The sequence below is a fragment of the Mucilaginibacter lappiensis genome (genome assembly GCF_050433765.1).
Lineage (GTDB): Bacteria > Bacteroidota > Bacteroidia > Sphingobacteriales > Sphingobacteriaceae > Mucilaginibacter > Mucilaginibacter lappiensis_A.
In genome coordinates this window covers 829,329-851,471 of sequence record NZ_JBNPWP010000002.1, presented here as the reverse complement: position 1 = coordinate 851,471, position 22,143 = coordinate 829,329, and the positions used below count along the sequence as shown (strand labels likewise).

Below are 22,143 nucleotides of genomic sequence, written 5' to 3'. Positions count from 1 at the left end.
CATTTGCTATTCAAGTTTTTTCAAGTTGTATCATTCTGAAAAAACAGATAATTATAACACTTTACAAAATTTCACTTTCGCTGTCACGAAAATTGATCTGGCGCGTCTTGCTGTATAGCTGAATCTTCAAAAAAATTGCCCCTTACAACATGGATCTCTCTGCTATTAAACAATTGTTAAAAATTATTGAGCAGCAACTTGACTGGGGTGATGCGGCGGCCTGGCAAAGCAAGGATTTTGAAAACTTGAACCTGCTTATTTTAGCCAAAACAAAGGTTTCATTAAGTGCCAGTACCTTGCGAAGGATCTGGGGGCGGGTTGAATACAATCATTTACCCAGTACTACCACACTGGATACCCTAACCCAATTTGCCGGGTTCGAAAACTGGCGAACATTTACACGGCAGCATAAGCCTGCAGAAATACCAGTAAAAGATAGTCCAAACATTCCTGCACCATCAAAAGAAAAAACCGGTTGGAGATTAAAAGCCGCATTGATCATTATTGCTATTATTGCCACTACGCTTATAGCCATGTACATCAAAAAAGAGCCTGCTCCGGTTGCACCAGGTTCTTATACATTTAGCTACAAACCCGTTACACGTGACATCCCCAATTCAGTCATCTTCAGTTATAACGCCAAAGCCGCTCCTACTGATTCAATTTTTATACAGCAAAGCTGGGATCCGCAAACCCGTACCCTGATTGATAAGAACCTGCACCAGCATACCTCGGTTTACTACAGGCCTGGCTCATACCATGCCAAGTTAGTGGTGAATAAACAGATAGTAAAGGAGTTGCCGCTATTGATCGCTACCAATGGCTGGCTGGGTTTAATAGCCCATAAGCCTATGCCTGTTTACCTTAGTAAGAGCGAATATATTAACCAGGATGTTATGGGGCTTCCGGTATCAACCATCCTGAAAAAGAACATTGAGCTTGAGCCTCAGCCGCCTATGGTTGAGTTTTATAATGTAGGCAATTTTGAACCCGTGCCGCTCAATGATTTTTCTTTTAGCGTTGAGCTTAAAAACGGCTATTACGAGGGTGCCGCTACCTGCCGGTTTATGAATATTTCACTTATTACAGATCAGGTCCCGATAATTATCCCCTTATCTGCAAAGGGTTGTGTATCTGACCTGAATTTATTGGACGGACAAAACATGGTATCGGGCAAAAAAACCGATTTCTCGGGCTTTGGCACCGACCAGTCGGAATGGGTTAAGGTTACCTGCCGTAGCACCTCTTCAAAAATTCAGTACTATGTTGATGATAAACTGGCCTATGAATCGCCCATGCCTGCTAAAAAGATGAAGATTGTTGGTATGGGGTATTATTTCCAGGGAACCGGTTCTGTAAAAAAGATAGAACTACGTTCAGCAAATAAGGTAGTATTCCAGGCATTTTAAACCAAAAGGCTCCCGGATATTCGGGAGCCTTTTGGTTCATTATAAAATTCCCAAACAAATACTATTGTACGGTAATTGTTCTACGGGTTATGGTATAGGCACTGAAATAGCCCAGGCCATCGCCAGAAATATTACTCATCGGGTTTGACGGGGCAGCGTTATTGCCATCGCCAGAAGCGCCCGTAGTAAGGCTAAAAAAGTATTTATAAACCGCGGCGTCAATGCACTGCATTTCAACCATCAATTGTTTACCGGTCCTTATTTCGCGGGCAGGGTCGTCATTATCATTGTTATAGTTGAGCCGGCTGTTCACCGTTTGCCCGTTGGTAAACTCATCCTCATCAACAAAAACGGTTTTCTCCTTTTTATTATCGATGTATTGTACAAACCTGTAATAATTCTCTTCTGCCGCCGGGTCTTTATATTTTACGGTGGCTAAGCGCATCTTGCTGCCATCTTTATTGGTCGCAAATTCATCACTCACCACATAAATACTGTCGAGACTTACCGGCTGGGGCATGGTGCTTGCCGATGTATAAGTTTTATCGCCTACTTTAACAGTTAAATGGTAAGTGTGACCGGGGATACCTGTCAGTGTACTGTTTTGATATACACCGGTATCGGTAGGTTCGAAAGAATAAACCGTGCCATCACTCTCCACACTAACCTGGGCGCCGCTTATGCCGATAAAAGTATTGTCATCGGTGAATTTTTTAGACTGGCTCAATAACACTTTGGCTCCTCCGGCCTCGTTCGTAACAACGCCTTCTATCACGTATTTTGGGTCGCTGTTTTCCAGATTCAGGTCTATCGCCTTCTCGCAGGAGCTGAAGAGGGCCAGCAGTATGAATAAGGCAGAAAAACGTATAGTATACATGGTAATTAAAATTTAAAGTTATAAGTAATAGAGGGTACGTAAGTAAATAAAGTAGTTTTTACAGCCTCTGTTCTGTTCGGATCATCCTTGTTATCCCTGAAAAATATGCGGTAGGCATTCCGGTTGCCATAGGCATTATATAAGCTGAAATTTAGCTCGGAGCTATATTTTTTGGTTTTCTTTAGCTGTTTGGTAGCACCAAGGTCGAGCCGGTGATAGGCGGGCATCCTTGAGCCATTACGGTTGGTATAATAATAGTAGTTGGCACCGTCGATCTGATATTTACCGCTGGGATAAGTAACCGCATCGCCGGTGTAAAAAACAAAATTGGCAGATAGTGTCCACTTCTCGTTTAGTTTGTATATGCCTACTACGGCCAGGTCATGCGTCCTGTCTTGTCGGGCGTTGTACCATTGGTTTTGGTTGATACCATCAATCAGGCGCTCTGATTTGGAAAGTGTATAGCTTATCCAGCCGGTTAAACGGCCTGCTTTTTTCTTGATGAGCAATTCGGCGCCATAGGCCCTGCCTTTACCATAAAGCAATTGGGTTTCTATGGGTTGATTGGTAAATATATTGGCACCATTACGATAGTCGACCTGGTTTTGCAGTTTTTTATAATAGGTTTCAACGGTTAACTCGTATTTGTGTTCGTACAAATCCCGGTAATAACCTACCGAAAACTGGTCGGCCAGTTCGGGCTTAATAAGGTTGGTACTGGCCACCCACTTATCTGTAGGCGATCCTGGGGTTGAATTACTGATAAGGTGCAGGTTTTGCGCGTTACGGGCATAAGATGCCTTAACCGAGCTTATATCATTAAGCTGGAAAGCCGCGGCCACACGCGGCTCGGGGTTTACGTAAGTTTTAACCACCTGGCCTGAGCCGTAATATTTTGAATCGGTTATTTTACCGTCGGCATCTACATTGTAATAGGTACCTGGCCCCATAATGCTAAAGGCAGATACTCGTACCCCGTAGGTGAGGCTAAAACGGTCGGTAGCTTTCCAGGTATCGCTTAAATAGGCCGCGTTTTCCCAGGAGTACCGGGTTTCCAACTCCTGCGATACGATACCTGAATTACCGGTGGCCGATATTTCGCCCGGTTTAATGGTATGATGAACGCTGTTGATACCGAAACTTAAAGTATGGTCGCCGCCGATGTCATATTGCATATCCTCCTTCAGGTTCCAGTCCTGGATACGCGAGGTGATATTGTAATTGTTCACATCCTGCTTGAGCTTGATCTCGTAATCATAATTACTGTAAATGAGCGAGGTGTTGGAGAAAAAACGGTTGTTAAAAATATGATTCCAGCGTAGTGTACCGGTAGTATTGCCCCAATTGATGCCGTTCACATTATCAACCGATAACACGTCTTTCCCAAAGTAACCTGAAATATACAAACGGTCCTTATCCCCCAGCACATAATTTGCCTTGGCATTCAGGTCATAGAAATATAACTGGCTACGGTTAATGTTGGTATCCTTCGCGAATTTCAGGAATACATCTGCATAAGTACGTCGTGCCGAAATCAGGAACGATGATTTACCCTTCTGGATAGGCCCCTCCACATTCAGCCTGGCGGCGATCACACCTACCCCACCGCTCACACCAAACTTCTGATTGTTACCATCGTTCATTTTAACATCTATTACCGACGATAGCCTGCCTCCATATTGTGCCGGCATATCGCCTTTATAAACACTTACATTCTTGATAGCATCTGAATTAAAGGTGGAGAAAAAGCCAAGCAGGTGCGATGCGTTATAAACCGTGGCCTCATCCAACATGAGCAAATTTTGATCCGCAGCCCCGCCACGTACGTAAAAGCCGCCGCTACCTTCCCCGGCAGATTTGATACCCGGCAATAACTGTATGGTTTTTATCACATCATGCTCGCCCAGTAATACCGGAACATCATTGATCTCCTTGATGCTTAATTTTTCGACCCCCATTTGAGGGCTTTTTAAATCGCGGGCACCTTTTTGTGTGGCGGTTATAGTTACGGTTTGTAGTTCATGCGCATTATCCTCCAGCGCTATATTCAGCTTTTTATCTTCGTTAAGCATTATGGGTATGGTAGCGGTTGTTTGCCCTACCGCGCTGATCACCAATTCCTGATCACCTGCCGGCAAGGTTAGCGAGTAAAAACCATAACTATTGGTTGAAGTTCCCTGCGTACCAGATGATACACGGATACTCGCGCCTATGATGGTTTCACCAGACTGTTTTGATGTAATAGTTCCGCTTATGGTGTGCTTTCCTACTGCCGGTTTTGCCGCCGGGCCGGCGCCGGGCTTTTTTAGCTTTGCCGCGTCATAACGGATCAGGATATCCTGATCAAGTTCAGCATAACTATAAGGATATGCGGCCAGGGCCGCGTCAAGTACCAGCCTCAGGCTTTGTGCCTTTGCATTAACAGTTAATTTGACACTGCTGGCAGCAACTGCTTCATTATAAGTAAAACGTACGCCACTGGCCTCGGTAAGCTTATCAAGCGCCTGCCTGAGTGGTACATTATTAAAACTGATAGTAACCGTTTTATCCAACGGCGATTGAGCGAAGGCAGACAGGTGACCTACTAAGGTCAGGGCTGTGATACAGAAAAATATTCTTAAAAACTGGTGTAACTTCATTAAGGAGTAAATCAGATTAGGGAGCCTTATCGGTCCGTTTTTTTTCATAACTTTAAGGGGTTTAATAATAACCGGCCATAGTTTTCGAAGGCATTGGCAGGCTAAAACGTTAAATACATGCCCGGTTCGGTTTCCCTGAACCGGGCTTTTTCATAGGTGTGTGCAGGGGGCAGAATTAAAATTTCATAGTTATTTATTGTCAGTTGTTTTGGGGTAAGTAATTCATGTTTATTTTAGGGATGCAAGAGGTAAGTTCCACCTTGTTTTTCCCAATGGGTTTCCATAACGGCACATAGCTTATCGAGCGTGCGGTTAAGCGGGGCAGAGGTTTGTAAGCGGCCATAAAAGGCTTTTCCTGCTAATTCGGGAGCCAGGCTTATCTGGATGCCGTATTGAGTCTCCAGTTCACGGGTTACTTCTTGCAGGGATGCGCCTTTAAAATCAAAAATGCCTTTACGCTGATTCAGGAATTTGGCAGCATTTGGGTAGCTTTCCTTAAAAAGAGTGGTTGTAGCTTTCTGGTATACCGTTCTTTGGTTGGCGGTAACCATCTCTGGTTGCTTACCTGTATTTGCCGATACCCCTACTTTTCCGCTCACTACGGTTACTTCAATAGCAGCAGCCCGCGGGTAAGCCTGTATATCAAAACTGGTTCCCAATACTACAGTTTTTACAGCGCCCGATTGAATAACAAAAGGATGGTTGGTATCATGTACCACTTCAAAATAGGCCCCTCCTTCAATACTAACATTACGCAGCTCACCCCTGAACTTTTCAGGATAACTGATGGTAGTTGATGGGCTGAGCCATACGTGCGTACCATCGGCCAGGTAGATCTGCCGGTATTGTCCCGGGTTGGTTGATAATTGTACTTGCTTAACAGGGTCAATCATGTTTAACAGCGGGACCCGGTAAAATGCAGCAAGACCTATGGCAAGTACAATGGCCGCGGCAGCGGCTATATTGCGCCATAAAGGATATATTTTTTTTATTTTAGGAACCTGTTGCTCTTCTATCTGCGCGGTAATCTGGTCTAAGATGATTGTCCTGATCTCCTCTGCTGATGTATATTTACTATCAGCAAGCAATAGCTCTTCATCATTAAAATCAGCATACCATTGCTCAAACCGTAACTCTTCTTCGGGTGTAAGTGATCCTTTAAGCCATTTATGCGCCAGTTCTTCAGGATTAAAGCCGTTATTGTCCATTTAACTTTTGGTGTCTTTACGGATATAGTCAGCTATTGTACGGTTTACCCTTAGTGGTAAATGAAAAAAATATTAATTAATTTAATGCGGACATAATAGCATTAATTACCCTGTATTCAACTTGTAAAGAAACAGGATATAGCTTAATATTGATAAAAAAAGACGAAATGCCAGCTGTACCATCAGATAAATTAAAGGACGGCGCTCAATGCAAAGTTATTGGCGGCACGCATGCTGGAAAATCTGGCGTGGTAAGAGATATAAAAACCGGGAAGACAGGGCATGTATCGATCACAGTAGTGCAGGCAAACGGCGTAAGGTTTAAAACACTTGCAAAAAATGTGGAGATTTAAGGTAAAATGAGCATCATTGCGCAATTAGCCTCCTCGCTGGGCCGCCGGGACGAGGTACCCAATCAGGAATTGGCAAAGAAAGTAGCTGAAAATAACGATGAGGGCGCCGTTCAGGAACTTATCGAAAGCTTGCAACATAAAAGCACGGCTATCCAAAACGATTGCATTAAGGTTTTATATGAGGTTGGCGAACAGAAACCTGTATTGATTGCCGGTTATGCGCCAACATTTGTGGAACTGCTTAATCATAAAAATAACCGGCTGCAATGGGGTGCGATGACTGCGCTTTATGCGATTGTAAAGGAATATCCTAAAACCATACAGGAGAATCTGGTCAAGATCGTAGCGGCAGCAGACAGCGGCTCTGTGATCACTAAAGATTATGCGGTCAAGATCTTGATAAGTCTTTGCGCATTTAAGGTCTATGCAGACGATGCTTTCGCCTTATTAAATGAACAATTGTTAAGCAGCCCGACTAACCAGTTACCCATGGACGCAGAACTCGCGATACCGGTGATCAATGACGATAACAAAGGTATTTTTGTTAAAACCCTAATGTCCCGCCTGGATGATATTGAAAAGGATACGAAACGCAAACGGGTGGAAAAGGTAATAGCGAAATTCAGTAAATGACCTTGGTAAATTTTTGATTTGTTATGCCACATATAAAAAGGCGGTTGAATTAAATCCCGATGATGCGGAAAGCAAAGATGCTTTGAAGAGATTAATAGATGGTTGATTACGACAGGTGTTGGGATTAAGGCGTTGGTAATAGTGTACCATCATCTTAACATATTTACAAATTATTTATGGAGCAGATAAATCAGCACCGGTACAGACAGTTTTAGGGTTTGACGAAGCGTGCTTAAGGCTTTGGTCATGTGCGCTTCTACGGTTTTCTCTGCAATGTTCAATTCGGCTGCAATTTGGGCATTGGTTTTTTGCTCATCACGACTTAACAGGAAAACTATCCGGCATTTTTCGGGCAGGTTACTGATTCCCCGCTCCAGTTGCATCCTGAGCTCTTTTTCTGATAACCAGTGGTTGGTACTATCCTCTCCCTGTGGTGAGCTGATGGTTAGATGATTTATATGCCGTTTTTTGCGATACTGCATGTCAAGGTGATTAATGATCCTGTATTTAACCGCAACCGACAGATAGGTATTCATGGTATGAGTAAGCTGTATGGATAAGCGGCGTTGCCAAAGGCTCAAAAACACTTCCTGAACCACCTCTTCTGCTTCGTGCTCATCATCCAGACGGTGCATGGCCACGGTAAACAGCTTATCCCAGTAACGGTTATACAATTCGGTAAACGCCGCCCGGTTATCCTTGCGCATCAATTCTAATAACTGATGATCTGTAGTTGTTCCGGGTAAGTGGTGCTGCATATTGAGAATATGACGATCAATTGCTGCATTCGTTACACAGCAGATATGCAAGTTTACAAGAAATCGTTCAATCCTGGGATATTATAGCAAACTTATTGGCTATTTTGGGTATCTATTTTTAAAATGATCAGTAAGATAATCAATTATATAAAGGTTATTTACCTTTCAATTGAACCATTACCCTGATGGTTTTTAAAATTATCCCCATATCACTATTGAAGTTGATATTATTGAGATAGATAAGATCATAACGGAGGCGGCTATGCATTTGATCAATATTTTCGGCATAACCATATGAAACCTGACCGATTGAGGTAAGACCTGGTTTAATACGCAGCAGTTTTTTATAACTTGGAGATTTTTCTATAAGCTGTTCAATAAAATATTGTCTCTCGGGCCGGGGGCCAACTACAGACATTTCTCCTTTTAAAACATTCCAAAACTGGGGTAACTCATCCATCCTTGATCTTCTCAAAATTTTGCCCCAGGCTGTAATACGCGGATCTGTTTCACTTGATAGCTGCGGACCAGCTGCTTCTGCATTTACGTACATACTTCTGAACTTATATATAGTAAATGGCCTGTGATTTTTCCCGATTCTTACCTGCTTATAAAAAGCCGGTCCTTTTGATGTAAATTTAGTGAGCAACATCAATAAAATAAATATCGGGGAGCCAACGATCATTACACTTAAAGAAAATAAAATATCAAAACTTCGTTTAAAAAATATCACTTTAAGGCTAAGGCCAGGATTTGAAGAAAGGTGAATTACAGGCAAGTTTTCATAGTTAACGATGCTTGCATAATTGTTATTTAATACCAGATCAGACACTAATTTGATCTTAATGGCATTTTGATCGCCAAAATCAACTAACTTCTGTAATAATGAGGGTTGTAAGTATTTATAACATACAAATATTTCATCGGGGTTCTTACTTATCAGTTTTTCCATTAGCACCTGTTCAGGAAAATCCTTTATCATGCCCTCCGAAATAAAATCTGTAAAATAATACCCATATTCAGGATGTTTAGAAAAAGATTTGATCAATCTATTGGCAATATTCTGATCGCCTATAACAAGCACATGCCTTCTGTTGTACCCTTTTTTCCTGATGTAATCAAGTATAAAAAAGATAACAGACCGCTGTATAATGATCAAAAAGAAGAATAAACTATAAGTAAAAAACATCTCCCACCGACTAACCTCATAAAGCCTGAAAAAATAAATAATACCAAGTACAACAAGTAAATGGTAAAGCAGGGAAGACAAAAATCTGTTAAGGTTATCTCTTAGTACTAACGGTCGATAAATAATATAGTTTTTTGTTACTGTAGATATTGAAATCCAAACCAAATTAACTAATAGTATAAAATTGGCAGATTCTATCTGAGAAGAGTAGTATTTAAATACCAGTGAATGAGCACATTGTAAAGCAATATTTAATAATATTAAATCACTTATAAAAGTAGCAAGTGGAAGAAATTTCGAGTAACGTATTGCCATAGTAATATGTTTTGCAAATATAAATTTTTATTATTTATAATACGATTCAAAAAAAAATTTATACTTTATTGCTAATTACGATCATAAGTTACAAAACGCTACAATAACATTTACTTTTTTTACATATATTCTTATATGTTAAAATATGTATAAAATGTTAATTTTTACTCACTTTACAGTGAACAAATTGTTAAAGTTTTCTTTTTAAAATGATCGGTTTGAAAAGGACTTATACTACATTTATTTGCAGTTATATTTAAGCCTAAACGCTCAAAAATAACTGCAAAGTTAATACCCCACCATTCGCCCTTATTTGCCAGGCCTATATACTTAACTTACGCTGATATAGTTATTCTCCTTAAACCATTCAATTGACTTTTCAAGTCCTTGTTTAATAGATACTTTGGGTTCAAATCCAATTTCCCTTTTTATTTTTGATATATCACCATTGAGTATCTTTATATCGCCGGGCCAGCTTTTACCGGTATAAGTAATAACAGGATCAATTTTTAATATTTCTGAAATTATTACTATTAGTTGCTTTAAATTAATTGGATTTCCTCCTGATATATTATAAACTTCTCCGTTTTTTTCAGAAAGCATTACATCGTAAAACGCCTTAACTGTATCAGAAACATAGGCATAATCACGCACTTGTTCGCCATCGCCAAATACCTCCAACTGCGTTTTATTGGCATTAAGTTTTTTAATAAAATCATATAATACGTAGCGTGGCTGACGTGGGCCATAAGTATTAAAAATCCTGATAACATTACAATTAAGCCCATAAGTATGATAATAAGCTATTGCCAATTTTTCTCCATATAGTTTTGTAAGTCCGTAGTTTGAGACTGGGTTTAACGGATTGTTTTCTGATACAGGAGTACTCTCAGGCACTCCATAAACTGCTGCAGTACTGGCAAATACAACTTTTTTGATCTTATATTTAAGTGATAAATTAAATATATTGAAAGTACCGGCTGCATTACTATTAAAATCAACCGTAGGGAAATCATTACTATATGGTACATTTCCGTTGGCGCCAATATGAAAGATATAACTGATTTGATTATCAGAGAAAAATTTATCTAAAAATGCCAAATTACCCAAATCACCATAAACATATTTACATTGTGGATTTACGTTTAAATTATTCCCATAATTTGAACCTGATAAATTATCTAACGAAATTACACTGGTATATCCATTGTTAATTAAAAAGTCAATTATATGTGATCCTATAAATCCATTTCCACCTGTTACTAAAATTTGATCTGTTTTATTCATTGTAATATATTAAGGTATTTTATGCTATTTAAATGCAAATCAAATTCAGATTTAATTTGCATACATTGATCAGAATAGTTTTCGTAATCTGTTTCAATTTGGTGTATTTTTTCTGCCAGGGCGTCAATATTGGGTTCGGCTACTTCACCAATTCCCTCTTCTTTTACAAAATATTGCGTACCATTACCTGCATAATTGGTTGTTAATGTAGGAATTCCATACGCCATAGCTTCAATTACCACTTTTGGCAACCCTTCCCTTTCAGATGGCAATATCAAAAGCCTTGCCTCCTGAAACACCTTATTTTTTTCTTCGTCATTTACAAGACCATGAAAAACGATATATTCATTTGATCCATATTTTTGAGCCAGATCATTATATAAACTACCTGAACCCATAATGTGCAATACCCTTATCGTATTATATAAGCGGTTATAATGTAATACAGCCTCAATGGCATGTTCAGGATGTTTATGCTCTTCCAGGCGACCTAAAAATGTATAATATTCCTTTTTTAAAGATTGGGCCAGCGTGGTATCTACCAAACTTGGTATCACATGCAGATGATTTTTGCGGTATTGCTTAACACATGACCTCACATGATTACTAATACAAACAACATCATCGGTAGCATTTAAAATTTGGCTATTTATAAAGCGCCATAGTTTTGAATCGCGATGCTCCACAAAATCTACAACGGTTCTGCTCCTTTTTTTATACAACCATTTGTAAAACAAAGAGGGCAACATGGGGAACTGATTAAAAATTATGGCGTCCCAATTGCCTTTAAAATAAGGGTGTAATTTAAAAGAGAACTTTATAATAGAGCTTACATCGCGCCCAAACCTACCGCTTTTGTAATAATTTGGATTACTTACTATACGATTATATTTAACTCCATTTATATATTCATCTAACGGCAAATTCCCTATATGATCAATAGCGACTATTTGGACCTCATTACCTAATTTTACCCATTCTTCGGCTAATTCTTTAAATCGAACCTGCTGCCCTCCTAATTGAGGATAACAAAGTTCATCTACAATCAAAATTTTCATATAGTGGTAATGCTTTTTTGCTGGTTACTTATGCCCGTAAGTTTTTTTCCGATGCTGATACTGGGTTTTTCAATTAAGTAGTAGCATAAAGAAGATGCTATTAAAGAGAATGTCCAGAAAAAAACAACAAACAACAATTTATGTGTTTCGTAATATGCCGGAGTAAATATCTTAAAAGGCAATTCCATTCCAAATATTGGGTGTAACAGATACATTGAATAACTGATGGTGCCTAAATAAACTAAAAATTTACCTGAAAACTTATAATAAGAGAATGCCTTAAAAAGTAAAAGCGCCATTAAATACGATACAAAATATTTATACCAGGTTTCGTTATTTCCATAGTTTTTTGAGTAAGCCAGTAATGTTATAGGGACCAATGCCACTACTAAAGTGATTATTAGCAGTCTGAAAATTTTGCCGGTTACGTAGATGCTTTTTTCCAAAGAATTTTTACGCCACAACATGCCCAAAAACATTACCGCTAAGCCAAGTATTAAAGCTACTGGTAATTTTAACTCCAATTTATACCTGAACCAAGCCATAATAAGCGTTAATGAAAGTAAACTGTAAAACAGCTTTACTAAAAACTTGTCGTTATTTAAAAGTTTAAGCCAATGCAATACCAAACAAACAAAGTAAAACACCAACTCGATCTGCAGTGTCCAGAAAACACCTACCAGGTCTTCGGCTCCAACAAACTTTTGAAGCATGGTAATATTTATAAGTGTATTTTTAATATCAGCAACTCCCATTATTAAACAAAAGCAAATTATAGCTACCCAGTAAGCCGGATATAATCTAAAGAACCTGCTTATTAAAAAATCTTTACTACTGGCTTTGTACAGGCTGTAAGGAATAACATAACCGCTTATCAAGAAGAAAACTACTACTCCTATTTTACCGAGGTCAAAAAAATCTGAAATAAAAAACGACACAATTCGTGAAACCGATTCATTTGATTTAGCAATATTACCCCGCATTAATAACCATAAATGCAATATAGCAACCATTATAGCAGCTATACCACGTAAACTATCAATCCATTGTAATCTTGGTTTTTGCTTTAACATTATATAAATTTATTTACCAATAAATTAAGCTTATTAACCGATTGTTCCCAGGAAAATTTAGCTGCCTGGAGCCTACCCGGTTCAATCATCGATTTTCTTATACTGTGGTTAGCTAACAGGTAACTTATTTTTTCGTGCATATCATTGATATCCTCCGGATCGCAATACAGGGCCGCTTTGCCACAAACTTCTGGCAAGCTCGTTTTTTCTGATACAATTACAGGACAACCGAACGACATAGCCTCTATTGGGGGCAGTCCAAATCCTTCATATAATGCAGGATAGATGAAAAAAAGCGCGTTTTCATAATAATATTTAAGCTCGGCATCAGTTTTATAGCCCAATAAAGTTATATTCTTATTATTTTCCAATAACTCATAAAGCTCCTTATCCTCGGTAAAGATTTGATTGTTTGCTCCAATTAATAACAGTGAAATATCTGGGTTATTTAATTTACAAAAAGCTTTTATTAGTCGCTTTAAATTTTTTCGTGGATCAATTGACCCTACTGAAAGGATATATGGTTTCTCTGGTAATAAAGGCTCGGTTAGGTTAGTTGGTTCTGATACTTTAAAAGGGGCATTATAGATCACCGTGATTTTTTCTTCGGGAATACGAAAATGCTTTATGAGTTCTGATTTTGAAAATTCACTTACCGTAAGTACATGTTTTGATTTGTTTGCCAGTATTGGTAAAAATGTTTTATATGAATTTCTGAAAGCAAAACTATGCCAGTTGCTATTTAAAAAAGCAAGATCATGAATTGTTACAATTTGATTTTTATAAAATAATGGTCCGGTACTGCATAATCCTAAAAGCAAAGGGTTTCCTTTCTTTTTTAAAAAAAGGGGTAAATCATATTGCTCCCATGGATGTCCGGTACCTTTGCCTACATTAATAAGTGGATAATTTTGAGGGATTGAATAGTTTGCTCTGATTGAGGGTATATTTACCAATCCTTGCACATCATCTCTTTTAACTGCGAGTTGTTTTGATATTTCAAAGCCAAATCTTTGTACGCCAGTTAAATTTTGCGTCAAAAACCTAGAGTTTATGTATAACATTAATATTCTTTAAGTTGTAATTTTTAAAAACATAACCGCTCGCCAAAATAACCCAAAAACTACAGTACGCAAATTCAGGAACAGAAATCATCATAACGAAAAACATCATAATTACGGCCGCATGATAATTTTCTTTCAAATACTTATCTTTAATAGGGATTAATAAGTGGCTAAAAATAAATAAAGTAAAAGCTATAAGCCCTAACAAGCCAACATTAAATAATAATGTACTAAAAAAGTCTGTCGATCTGGCAAACCCAAAGCCATATCCAAATAAAATATGCAGTATATCTGACGTGCGCCAGAAATTAAATGTTGCCAGGAAAAACGAAGATCTTTCATCTCCGGAAACTGTTTGTCCGGAAAACTTGTCAATAAATACCGCGTTTATTAATCCGTTAAAAATATCGTTTGTTGCATAAAGAAATACAAATACTCCTACTAAGCTTGCCGCAATTAGTAGTAATGTATATCTTACTTTTTTATTCGAAGAAAAAAACATTTGATAAAGAACATAAACAAATAACCCCAAAAAAGCTGTTGTAGAAAAGGTTAATATCAAACAACCTAAACAAACAATGGCTTCCCATTTCTTTCTCATACCTATCAATAAAGAAAAGTATGGTAACGTTACAAATGAAAACATAGATGGCTCCCCGGTATATCCCTTTATTCTTAACAAATTCATAGCACCTATCGGTTGAAGCTGGAATGACCCACCAATTACACCATCCTGTTGGTTACTATAAATTCGGTTACTTATAAAATCTCCCGAAGAGTTAAATATCAAATAAAATACAAACTCATATATACCATACAAAATAAGTAGCCTGAATGCCCAGTTGATCGCTTTAACTAAATTCTCATCAGAATAATTCTTTATAATCAGGTATAAAAAAACATTAATAATCAAATATGCCGATTGTGTAATTAAGCTGCCTCTTAAAATTAATGTAGAATAATCACTGGCATCAATTAATACTATGCTTTTAGGAACAGTGACCGGGTATAACCAATTACTTACTTGAGTAATGAAGCTGAAAGTAATAAATATGGCAACGAATAAAAAGAACTCCCAAAAAGTTTGCTTGTACTTAGGAGTGTTTAAAGGAAAAAGGAAAAAAACACCAATTAAGATTATTATTAATAGATATGAAGGTACAGTAGCAGGAACCGTTGGAATAATTGCAAATGCAGTTAAGGTCGAAACCAATATGATAATTGATATAAGATTTCTGTATTCAAACTTAACCCGACTGAAGATCATTCCATTCATTTTCAACTACAACTATCTATATGTCAAAAAATAAATCCTTTGAACTATAAAATACAATAAAATTATAATTTGAACCCCTCACGAACACCTCTGATAATTTGAGCTCTTTGTTCTGAATCAAATTGACTAAATCTTAAAAGACGACTGCAAATTGTAAAGCCTAATGAGCAAAAATACTCCAAACCTTTTAAGTTTTTGCGAATAAAGTATATCCTGTTCCTTGTTCCATAAAATATAGTGAACGGTGAAGTTTTACCGCCTGTTGATGTACTAACCTTATGATAAACATGTAACAGGGGTAATAGCTTAACTTTATATCCACATTGATAAACGCGATACATAAAATCGGTATCATCATAATAAACAAAATATTTTTCGTCCATAAGGCCTGCTTTTTTGAAAACCTGATTATCAATCAGCATAAAACATGTTGGCGCATAATCAAAATATTTTTCCTCATTATAAATTGGTCCATCATCATCACCCTCACCTATGTGTGTAGTTAAGCCCTTGTACATGGCAAATGCTCCGCCTGCCATCCAGATCTTTTTATTATCATAAAAATATATCTTAGGGACGATAATTGATTCAGCGCGCGTTTCGGCATGCAGCACCATATCAGTTAAAAGCTCCGGCTGCAAAAACTCAATGTCGTTATTTAATAACAGCGTATAAGTAGAACCCTCATTTATTGATAGCTCAATACCCTGATTATTGCCACGGGCCACACCGGCATTTGCCGTATTTTTAACATGTGTATAATTGGTAATACTGTATTTACTTGTTAAGTCCTTTAACAGTTTATTTGTATTATCATTAGTCGCGTTATCAATTAAGTATAAATGGTAGTCGGTGAATGTTTGTACCGATAAGCTTTTTAAAAACCCATCTAAAACATTATCACTACCATACAATACGGTAACTAAACCTACCTTTGCCATTATTATTTAAATAACCCCTTTTGTTTCATCTCGGCAAGTGAATCTTCATATTTGCCTGCACTAATTTCCTGTCCATTTACCCATTCTGCAAATTTGCCTATCCCATATCCAAAATTAACTTTTGGCTTAAATTCAAGTATTTTACCAATTTTATCAATGTCGGCATAGTTGTGTCTTATATCGCCCAGCCTGTAATTTCCGGTAACATTCAGGGGTACGGTTATATTATATTTTTCAACTAAGGTTTTTGCCACAGTAAGTACATCAATGGCTACGCCAGTACCTACATTAAAAATTTCATTATTTGCCTCTTCCTTTATTATACCCAAATAGGTTGCGTTCACAACATCATCTATAAATACAAAATCCCTGCTCTCCAACCCATCTTCAAAAATATTTATGGCTTTGCCATTTTTTATCAGAGTAGAGAATATGGAAAGGATTCCTGTATATGGATTGGTTAATGATTGTCCGGGGCCATATACGTTTTGATATCTGAAGGCAACCGGGGCTATTCCTATTGTTGGACAAACAGTCATGATCATTTGCTCCTGATTTTGCTTGGTGATACCGTAAACCGAGGAAGGATGAATTTTCGAATCTTCATTTGTTGCTACCAGTTTTAAAGGTTGGTAACATCCCGGGTATTTTACCTCAAAATCCCCCTTGTCCATTAAAGCAGAGGATCTGTGCTTGGGATATACATAACCAAGCTCTTCAGAATAATATCTCCCCTCCCCGTAAATTGACCTTGACGAAGCAATTACTATCTTTTTTACATGATGTTTGGTATTAGCCAAAATATCCAGCATCAGGGCCGTTCCCTGGATATTAACATCTGTATACTTTGCAATTTCATACATGGACTGCCCTGTTCCTGTTTCTGCAGCAAAATGTACAATAACTTCATTATCCTGAATACTTTTCTCCCAATCGGTTTTTGAGGTAACTGTACCTTTAATAAAGTTTACTTTGTTTTTTATAGATTTATATAATGGGGATGTATTATCGGGATCATCACCATGAATTTGAACAGACAGATTATCTAATACTGTTATTTCATGATTTTCTGATAATAAGCGTAAAGCCAAATTACTGCCAATAAACCCGGCTCCCCCGGTTATAAGTATCTTCATAATTTATAATTAATAAAGTTTCCTTTTGGATCAACTTTTTCCCAATTTTCTGTTTCAGGGTTATATCGTTTCACAATTTTTGCTGGCGCCCCGGCTATAATGCAATAATCAGGAAATATGCCGCCCACAACTGAATTAGCTCCTACTACATTATGCTTCCCTAAAAATGTACCGGGCAGTATAACAGCATTATTATAAATTTTACAATCGGCACCAATACTAACCTCGCCAACCTGCAAGGGTTGTTTTTCGGGTGGCAGGCTAATGTTGGTGTAAGGGTGATTAATGTCTGTTATCGTAACATTTGCAGCGATAGCTGTATTACTTCCAATTACAATTTTATTGGCACAGGTTAAATGCAGGTTTTGTTCTATCGATACATTGTCACCAATTTGAATAACCGGATTAAATTTAACTTTTTCGTCCTGAACCACCCCTTCTACTCTTGCATTGTTCCTGATAAAAACATTTTCACCAACAATGATATATCGTGAAGTAAAAACAATGGGGTTTATAACCAGGAATTTACCATGTGCTTTTTTTATAAATGGCCTATAAAACAACATTGTTTTAATGTAGTGATATCTCCAAAATATTTTCCTGAAAATAATTTCAACTCCCATTTATAGTCAAATAAAAACTGGTCAAAAAACTGAATAAGCTATATTTTACTTTTTCGAACAAATGATTTCAATTGCATCACCCTTTTTAAATAGATTCAACAACTTGGCAATTTGATGGGCAACGGCTCTGAAGAATGCATTTTTAATAAAAAAACCTTCTTCAGACATTTTTCCATTATTCCTGTTCAAGTATATTTGAAGACTGCCAAGAACCCCGGCATAATCTCCATTATATGATACTTTTTCTACCACAAAACCATGTTTTTCTACCATTTTACATAAAGTAGAAACCGAATAATTAAAGGGGTGTACAGGAGCGCCCAGGTACCACCAATATTTTTTGAAAAGGCGCCCGTTGAAGCTTTCGATATTAGGTACCCCAATTAAAAGTTTACCATCCTTTTTTAAAATACGATGAACCTCATCCAAAACCGGCTCAGGGGTTGTTATATGTTCAAAGGAGTGATTCGATCTTATGTAGTCAAAAAAGTCCGAATCGAATTTTGAACTTAACAGGTCACCAGGATGTATATTTAATTGTTCAACTTCATTACCAACCTCGGCCGCGTTTTCATTTACCTCAACTCCGTATACCTGCCAGCCCTTTTTTTTCATACCGTACAGAAATTTCCCACTTCCACATCCTATATCTAAAATTTTTCCCGGCTGACTAAAAACAGGATCTAACGTACCAATATTTATGATGTATTTTTTAAATATCCTTCTGATAACTGACTGATCCTTCTCATAAAAATCCTGGTATGAATAATATGTTTTGGGATACAAACTTGTTAGATGCTTATCAGATGGCATAGGATTTAAAAAAACCAGACCGCAGTTTCCACATTTATCAATGGTGAATTCGCCTTTTATTCCATAATGCCTGTCGTGCGTTTTATAAATATTCTGTAGTTGTTCCTTTTCGCACAAAACACAGCTTTTCAAAATTGTAAAATCCATAATATGATTGATACTTTATTTAGGTTTCAAGTAAAAGTTAGTTTACCAGCTTAACATAGTCATTAATATCCCACAATGCTGATGCATTTTTCTCTAACCAGTTAAAATCTTTTTCCCACCACTTATTATTTAACAGGTATTCTATCTGATTTTGTTCAAATCTATACTTTATATGTTTAGCAGGCACCCCCCCTACAATTGAATAGGGTTCAACGTTTTTACTTACTACAGAATTTGCCGCAATAACAGCCCCGTCACCAATAGTAACCCCATCAGAAATTATAACATTGGCACATATCCACACATCGTTTCCTATTGTAACTTTACGATATGGGTCATGCTTATCTGTAGAAGAAAAGTTTTTAAGGAAAAAGGATGAATTTGAGTAAATAGCCGGATGCGTACTTACAATTATACTGGTAGGGTGCTTTCCCGGAGCTATTTTGACATTAGGGCCAATTGAACAAAATTTCCCTATTTCGGCCTCAAGAATTACTGACCCATTTGAAACATATGTAAAATCTCCTAAAACAGAATTCGTCACTATAACATCATCTGATATACGGTTATATTTACCGAAACCCGAATTTGAAATTTTACTTTTATAGCCTATTCTTAAATGGCTCCCCCAATACTTAATTTGATAATAAGTTTTCTTGGTTAACCACTTAAAATACTCCCCTAACGGATTAATGAAAAAGCTATAATCAATATATTTTTTAAACATATATTTGATATTAAAAAACCCCACCCTTTTACCTAAAAATCACTTTAATTAAGTTTCCGTTACAAACGTATCTCATCAATTTTATATTTTATAAAGAAATACACGGTAACCGGTATAATAATTAGCAAAGCAATCGGATCCGCAATTTTTAAATTCTCTTTAAATAAAAAAAGGTTTAGTAAAACAATGCTCATAAGAAATATAAAGTAATAAGCATCAATTGATTTTATAAGTGTTTTAAAACCTATATCATGATTTTTGTTAAAATTGATCAGTAAATAAAATGAGCCAATAATTACGGCAATAAACCAGCCGCTAACAACACCATATCCCCCAAAAAAGTATCCCATTACACTTCCTAATAACAAATTTGAGAAACTTAGGATCAAGTGGGTTTTGATCAGTATATTTAATTTGGCCTTAGCAATATAATAAAAGTATGATGGTGTTATTAGCAAATTAATAAATGTACTAAATGCTAATAACATTAACGTATAATAAAACACAGGCTGATATTGTCCAATCCAAAAAAAAGATATCAGCCTGCCTGCTGCGGCTATCAGGCAAACAACCGTTAAAGAAAAGAATATGATATTAGAGAAAACTCTTTTATAAAATATTGGGAGCTCATCTTTAGAAACATTAACCAGCACCGGAACTAAACTTTGAGTTGCGCTAACAATTACTCCCCTCGCCTGCGATAACAATCTGTTGGCCATTTCATAATATCCTGCAAATGCCATCCCCCCAAATTTACCCAACAAAATTTTTACCAGTGGCTCATTAATCATAGAAGCTAATGAAATGAATTGAAACTTCATGCCATAGCTAAATATCTGTTTAAATATATCTTTACTCCAGTTCCATTTTAAAGGGTTATATTTTAACTTGAAAACAATTACAGTTAAACAAGCTAATAAAGTAAATATTGATTGTGCTATTTGAGCAACCGCAACTCCAACTAAATGATATTTAGGCGCTAATAAATAAGCCCCGACAAGCAGTAATATTGATGATGAACTAAAAATTGCATTTCGGATATAATTTTTTTGCATGCCATCAAGTACTGACGCATAAACACCATTAACTGCATTTACTATTAAACAAATTAATGAATAAGGTAAAATAGCAATGCCATCACTAATAAATTTATCAGGAAGCACTCCTTTTAATATAAGCCTTGCGAATGGGAATATAATTGCCGCAATTAAAACAAATAATAAACCCAAAAATATAGTGGCTGTAAATATTAGCTTCTTAATTTTTAACTCATCACCCTCAGCTAAATACAGTGCCACAAACCTGATCACTGAATCGGCCACTCCAAAATTTGCAAGATTTGCAAGTGATGAGGCTGATAACACTACTGACCATACCCCCAACAGCTCAACTCCCAGCCTTGATAAAAGATATCTATATAACAGAAAGTAAACTAACCCTATAAAAACTACCTGTCCACCCGATGTAATAACATTTAAAAGAACGAGTCTTTTTTTTACTTCCATTTAAACCTTAGTTAATACCTTCCTGAATAGTAAATAGCCGACACTTAAAAATGCCCCTAAAATTAATCCGGTTATTACTCCTGTAACTTCTTTTACTTTATTAACCGTTAATGGTAATACGGGCTTGTCAATCACCTGTATGAGGGGCATCTCCTGCCTTAAAGAAATTTTTGAAATCTCTAAATTTTTCACAATCTCACCATAAACCGCGGTACTCGCCTGCACATCAATCTGTTTTTTCTGAGATGGCACTTTAAGCGTTAACATTAATGGATTGGCATTAGGCGCCGCATCAATTGCTGATGCAACACCGCTAATAGATTTGTTTAATATTTGTTTTACACTATCAGCCTGGCGTTGTAAAACCTGCACATTCAGATAACTTTTTTTGGTTTTGGTTAACACATAAAAATTATTAACATTTTCAACAAGCTTATTTGTAAATTCTTTCGCAAATAATTCATCTGGTGAAAGAAACTGGACTCCAATAATATCCAGTTTTTTATCGGGCTTGCCAACACTTAAAAACTTCTTATTAAATAATTCAACAATATCTGTAATTAAACTATCCTGTTTACGATTAAACTTTTCAGGATCCCCTTTAAATGAAATAGCATCAATATTGTCTCTTTCTTTCCACTTAGTCAGCAAATTATTATTGCTCACATACCTATCAATTAACAATTGTTTCCTGCCATTAAAATCAGCTTCACTTAGTAAAGCTTTTTCTATCATCAGGCGAGATTTGTACAGTTCTAAAATATTATCACCCTGAAATATTCCACCGCCGTTACCACCGCCAAGATCAATCCCGGCAAGTGAAGCCAAGCCCGCATATTGACCAAGAGCGCCACTTTTGCCAGAGTCTTCCAGAACAAAAGTGCAAACCGCTGTATAAGTAGGTTTTTTAAAAATAGAGTATCCCAGCCCAATTAAAGCTCCAAGTATAGAAGTTGCTAAAATAACCAACCATTTACTTTTGATATATCCTATCCCGGATTTAATCTTGACAGCCAAATCCATTACAGATATTTCATCTGAATTATTTACAGCCTTTCCCTGATCACCCTTATTCATAAACTTAATTTAGTATAAAGTAATTGATGTTGTTT

At 36.9% G+C, this 22,143-nt stretch carries 20 protein-coding genes; 3 read left to right on the top strand and 17 right to left on the bottom strand.

Annotated features, from left to right (window positions below):
* Positions 1 to 149: 149 nt before the first annotated feature.
* On the top strand, positions 150 to 1,409 hold the full coding sequence (locus tag M2273_RS08970; protein ID WP_429395623.1) for a hypothetical protein: 1,260 nt from the start codon (positions 150 to 152) through the stop codon (positions 1,407 to 1,409).
* Between the two features lie 61 nt (positions 1,410 to 1,470).
* On the opposite strand, the gene M2273_RS08965 is transcribed toward M2273_RS08970, so the two are convergent.
* The 3 genes from M2273_RS08965 to M2273_RS08955 all read right to left on the bottom strand — a co-directional run bounded on the left by M2273_RS08965 (position 1,471) and on the right by M2273_RS08955 (position 6,133).
* Positions 1,471 to 2,286 carry a DUF4249 domain-containing protein gene (locus M2273_RS08965; protein WP_429395620.1) on the bottom strand — a complete coding sequence of 272 codons (816 nt, stop codon included), beginning with the start codon at positions 2,284 to 2,286 and terminating at the stop codon, positions 1,471 to 1,473.
* 5 nt (positions 2,287 to 2,291) lie between these two features.
* Positions 2,292 to 4,973 (bottom strand): TonB-dependent receptor, encoded by a 2,682-nt coding sequence (locus M2273_RS08960; RefSeq protein WP_429395617.1) that lies wholly within the window; start codon positions 4,971 to 4,973, stop codon positions 2,292 to 2,294.
* 185 nt (positions 4,974 to 5,158) lie between these two features.
* Complete coding sequence (locus M2273_RS08955; protein ID WP_429395614.1) at positions 5,159 to 6,133, bottom strand: FecR family protein; 975 nt, start codon at positions 6,131 to 6,133, stop codon at positions 5,159 to 5,161.
* A 167-nt stretch (positions 6,134 to 6,300) separates the two neighbouring features.
* Here M2273_RS08955 and M2273_RS08950 point away from each other — a divergent pair, with 167 nt between their 5' ends.
* A complete protein-coding gene (locus tag M2273_RS08950) occupies positions 6,301 to 6,486 on the top strand; it encodes a KOW motif-containing protein (RefSeq protein ID WP_429395611.1) in 186 nt (61 codons plus the stop codon).
* 6 nt (positions 6,487 to 6,492) lie between these two features.
* A complete protein-coding gene (locus M2273_RS08945; protein WP_429395608.1) occupies positions 6,493 to 7,119 on the top strand; it encodes a hypothetical protein in 627 nt (208 codons plus the stop codon).
* A 170-nt stretch (positions 7,120 to 7,289) separates the two neighbouring features.
* Here the strand turns inward: M2273_RS08945 and M2273_RS08940 are convergent, their stop codons facing one another.
* The 14 genes from M2273_RS08940 to M2273_RS08875 all read right to left on the bottom strand — a co-directional run bounded on the left by M2273_RS08940 (position 7,290) and on the right by M2273_RS08875 (position 22,108).
* Positions 7,290 to 7,877: an RNA polymerase sigma-70 factor gene (locus M2273_RS08940; RefSeq protein WP_429395605.1), complete on the bottom strand. Its 588-nt coding sequence runs from the start codon at positions 7,875 to 7,877 to the stop codon at positions 7,290 to 7,292.
* 154 nt (positions 7,878 to 8,031) lie between these two features.
* Positions 8,032 to 9,381, bottom strand: a complete 1,350-nt coding sequence (locus tag M2273_RS08935; RefSeq protein WP_429395602.1) for a sugar transferase — start codon at positions 9,379 to 9,381, stop codon at positions 8,032 to 8,034.
* Between the two features lie 330 nt (positions 9,382 to 9,711).
* The gene (locus M2273_RS08930) at positions 9,712 to 10,668 is read right to left on the bottom strand and encodes a GDP-mannose 4,6-dehydratase (protein ID WP_429395600.1); all 957 of its coding nucleotides are present in this window, start codon (positions 10,666 to 10,668) and stop codon (positions 9,712 to 9,714) included.
* Positions 10,665 to 11,726, bottom strand: a complete 1,062-nt coding sequence (locus M2273_RS08925) for a glycosyltransferase family 4 protein (RefSeq protein WP_429395596.1) — start codon at positions 11,724 to 11,726, stop codon at positions 10,665 to 10,667. The genes M2273_RS08930 and M2273_RS08925 overlap by 4 nt, the downstream gene beginning before the upstream one ends.
* On the bottom strand, positions 11,723 to 12,799 hold the full coding sequence (locus M2273_RS08920; protein WP_429395593.1) for an acyltransferase family protein: 1,077 nt from the start codon (positions 12,797 to 12,799) through the stop codon (positions 11,723 to 11,725). Before M2273_RS08920 ends, M2273_RS08925 begins: the two co-directional genes overlap by 4 nt.
* The gene (locus tag M2273_RS08915) at positions 12,799 to 13,839 is read right to left on the bottom strand and encodes a glycosyltransferase family 4 protein (RefSeq protein ID WP_429395591.1); all 1,041 of its coding nucleotides are present in this window, start codon (positions 13,837 to 13,839) and stop codon (positions 12,799 to 12,801) included. Before M2273_RS08915 ends, M2273_RS08920 begins: the two co-directional genes overlap by 1 nt.
* Before the next feature lie 4 nt (positions 13,840 to 13,843).
* Positions 13,844 to 15,139: a hypothetical protein gene (locus M2273_RS08910; protein ID WP_429395588.1), complete on the bottom strand. Its 1,296-nt coding sequence runs from the start codon at positions 15,137 to 15,139 to the stop codon at positions 13,844 to 13,846.
* Positions 15,140 to 15,201: 62 nt separating this feature from the next.
* On the bottom strand, positions 15,202 to 16,080 hold the full coding sequence (locus tag M2273_RS08905) for a glycosyltransferase family 2 protein (RefSeq protein ID WP_429395585.1): 879 nt from the start codon (positions 16,078 to 16,080) through the stop codon (positions 15,202 to 15,204).
* 2 nt (positions 16,081 to 16,082) lie between these two features.
* Entirely contained in the window at positions 16,083 to 17,216 is a 1,134-nt protein-coding gene (locus M2273_RS08900; RefSeq protein WP_429395582.1) for an NAD-dependent epimerase/dehydratase family protein, read from the bottom strand.
* Complete coding sequence (locus tag M2273_RS08895; protein WP_429395579.1) at positions 17,213 to 17,782, bottom strand: hypothetical protein; 570 nt, start codon at positions 17,780 to 17,782, stop codon at positions 17,213 to 17,215. The genes M2273_RS08900 and M2273_RS08895 overlap by 4 nt, the downstream gene beginning before the upstream one ends.
* A gap of 102 nt (positions 17,783 to 17,884) precedes the next feature.
* Positions 17,885 to 18,799, bottom strand: a complete 915-nt coding sequence (locus tag M2273_RS08890; RefSeq protein WP_429395576.1) for a class I SAM-dependent methyltransferase — start codon at positions 18,797 to 18,799, stop codon at positions 17,885 to 17,887.
* A gap of 37 nt (positions 18,800 to 18,836) precedes the next feature.
* Positions 18,837 to 19,526: a CatB-related O-acetyltransferase gene (locus M2273_RS08885; RefSeq protein ID WP_429395574.1), complete on the bottom strand. Its 690-nt coding sequence runs from the start codon at positions 19,524 to 19,526 to the stop codon at positions 18,837 to 18,839.
* 59 nt (positions 19,527 to 19,585) lie between these two features.
* The gene (locus M2273_RS08880; RefSeq protein WP_429395571.1) at positions 19,586 to 21,031 is read right to left on the bottom strand and encodes an oligosaccharide flippase family protein; all 1,446 of its coding nucleotides are present in this window, start codon (positions 21,029 to 21,031) and stop codon (positions 19,586 to 19,588) included.
* Positions 21,032 to 22,108, bottom strand: coding sequence for a lipopolysaccharide biosynthesis protein (locus tag M2273_RS08875; RefSeq protein ID WP_429395568.1), 1,077 nt, complete (start codon positions 22,106 to 22,108; stop codon positions 21,032 to 21,034). It abuts the gene before it with no gap.
* Positions 22,109 to 22,143 lie beyond the last annotated feature (35 nt).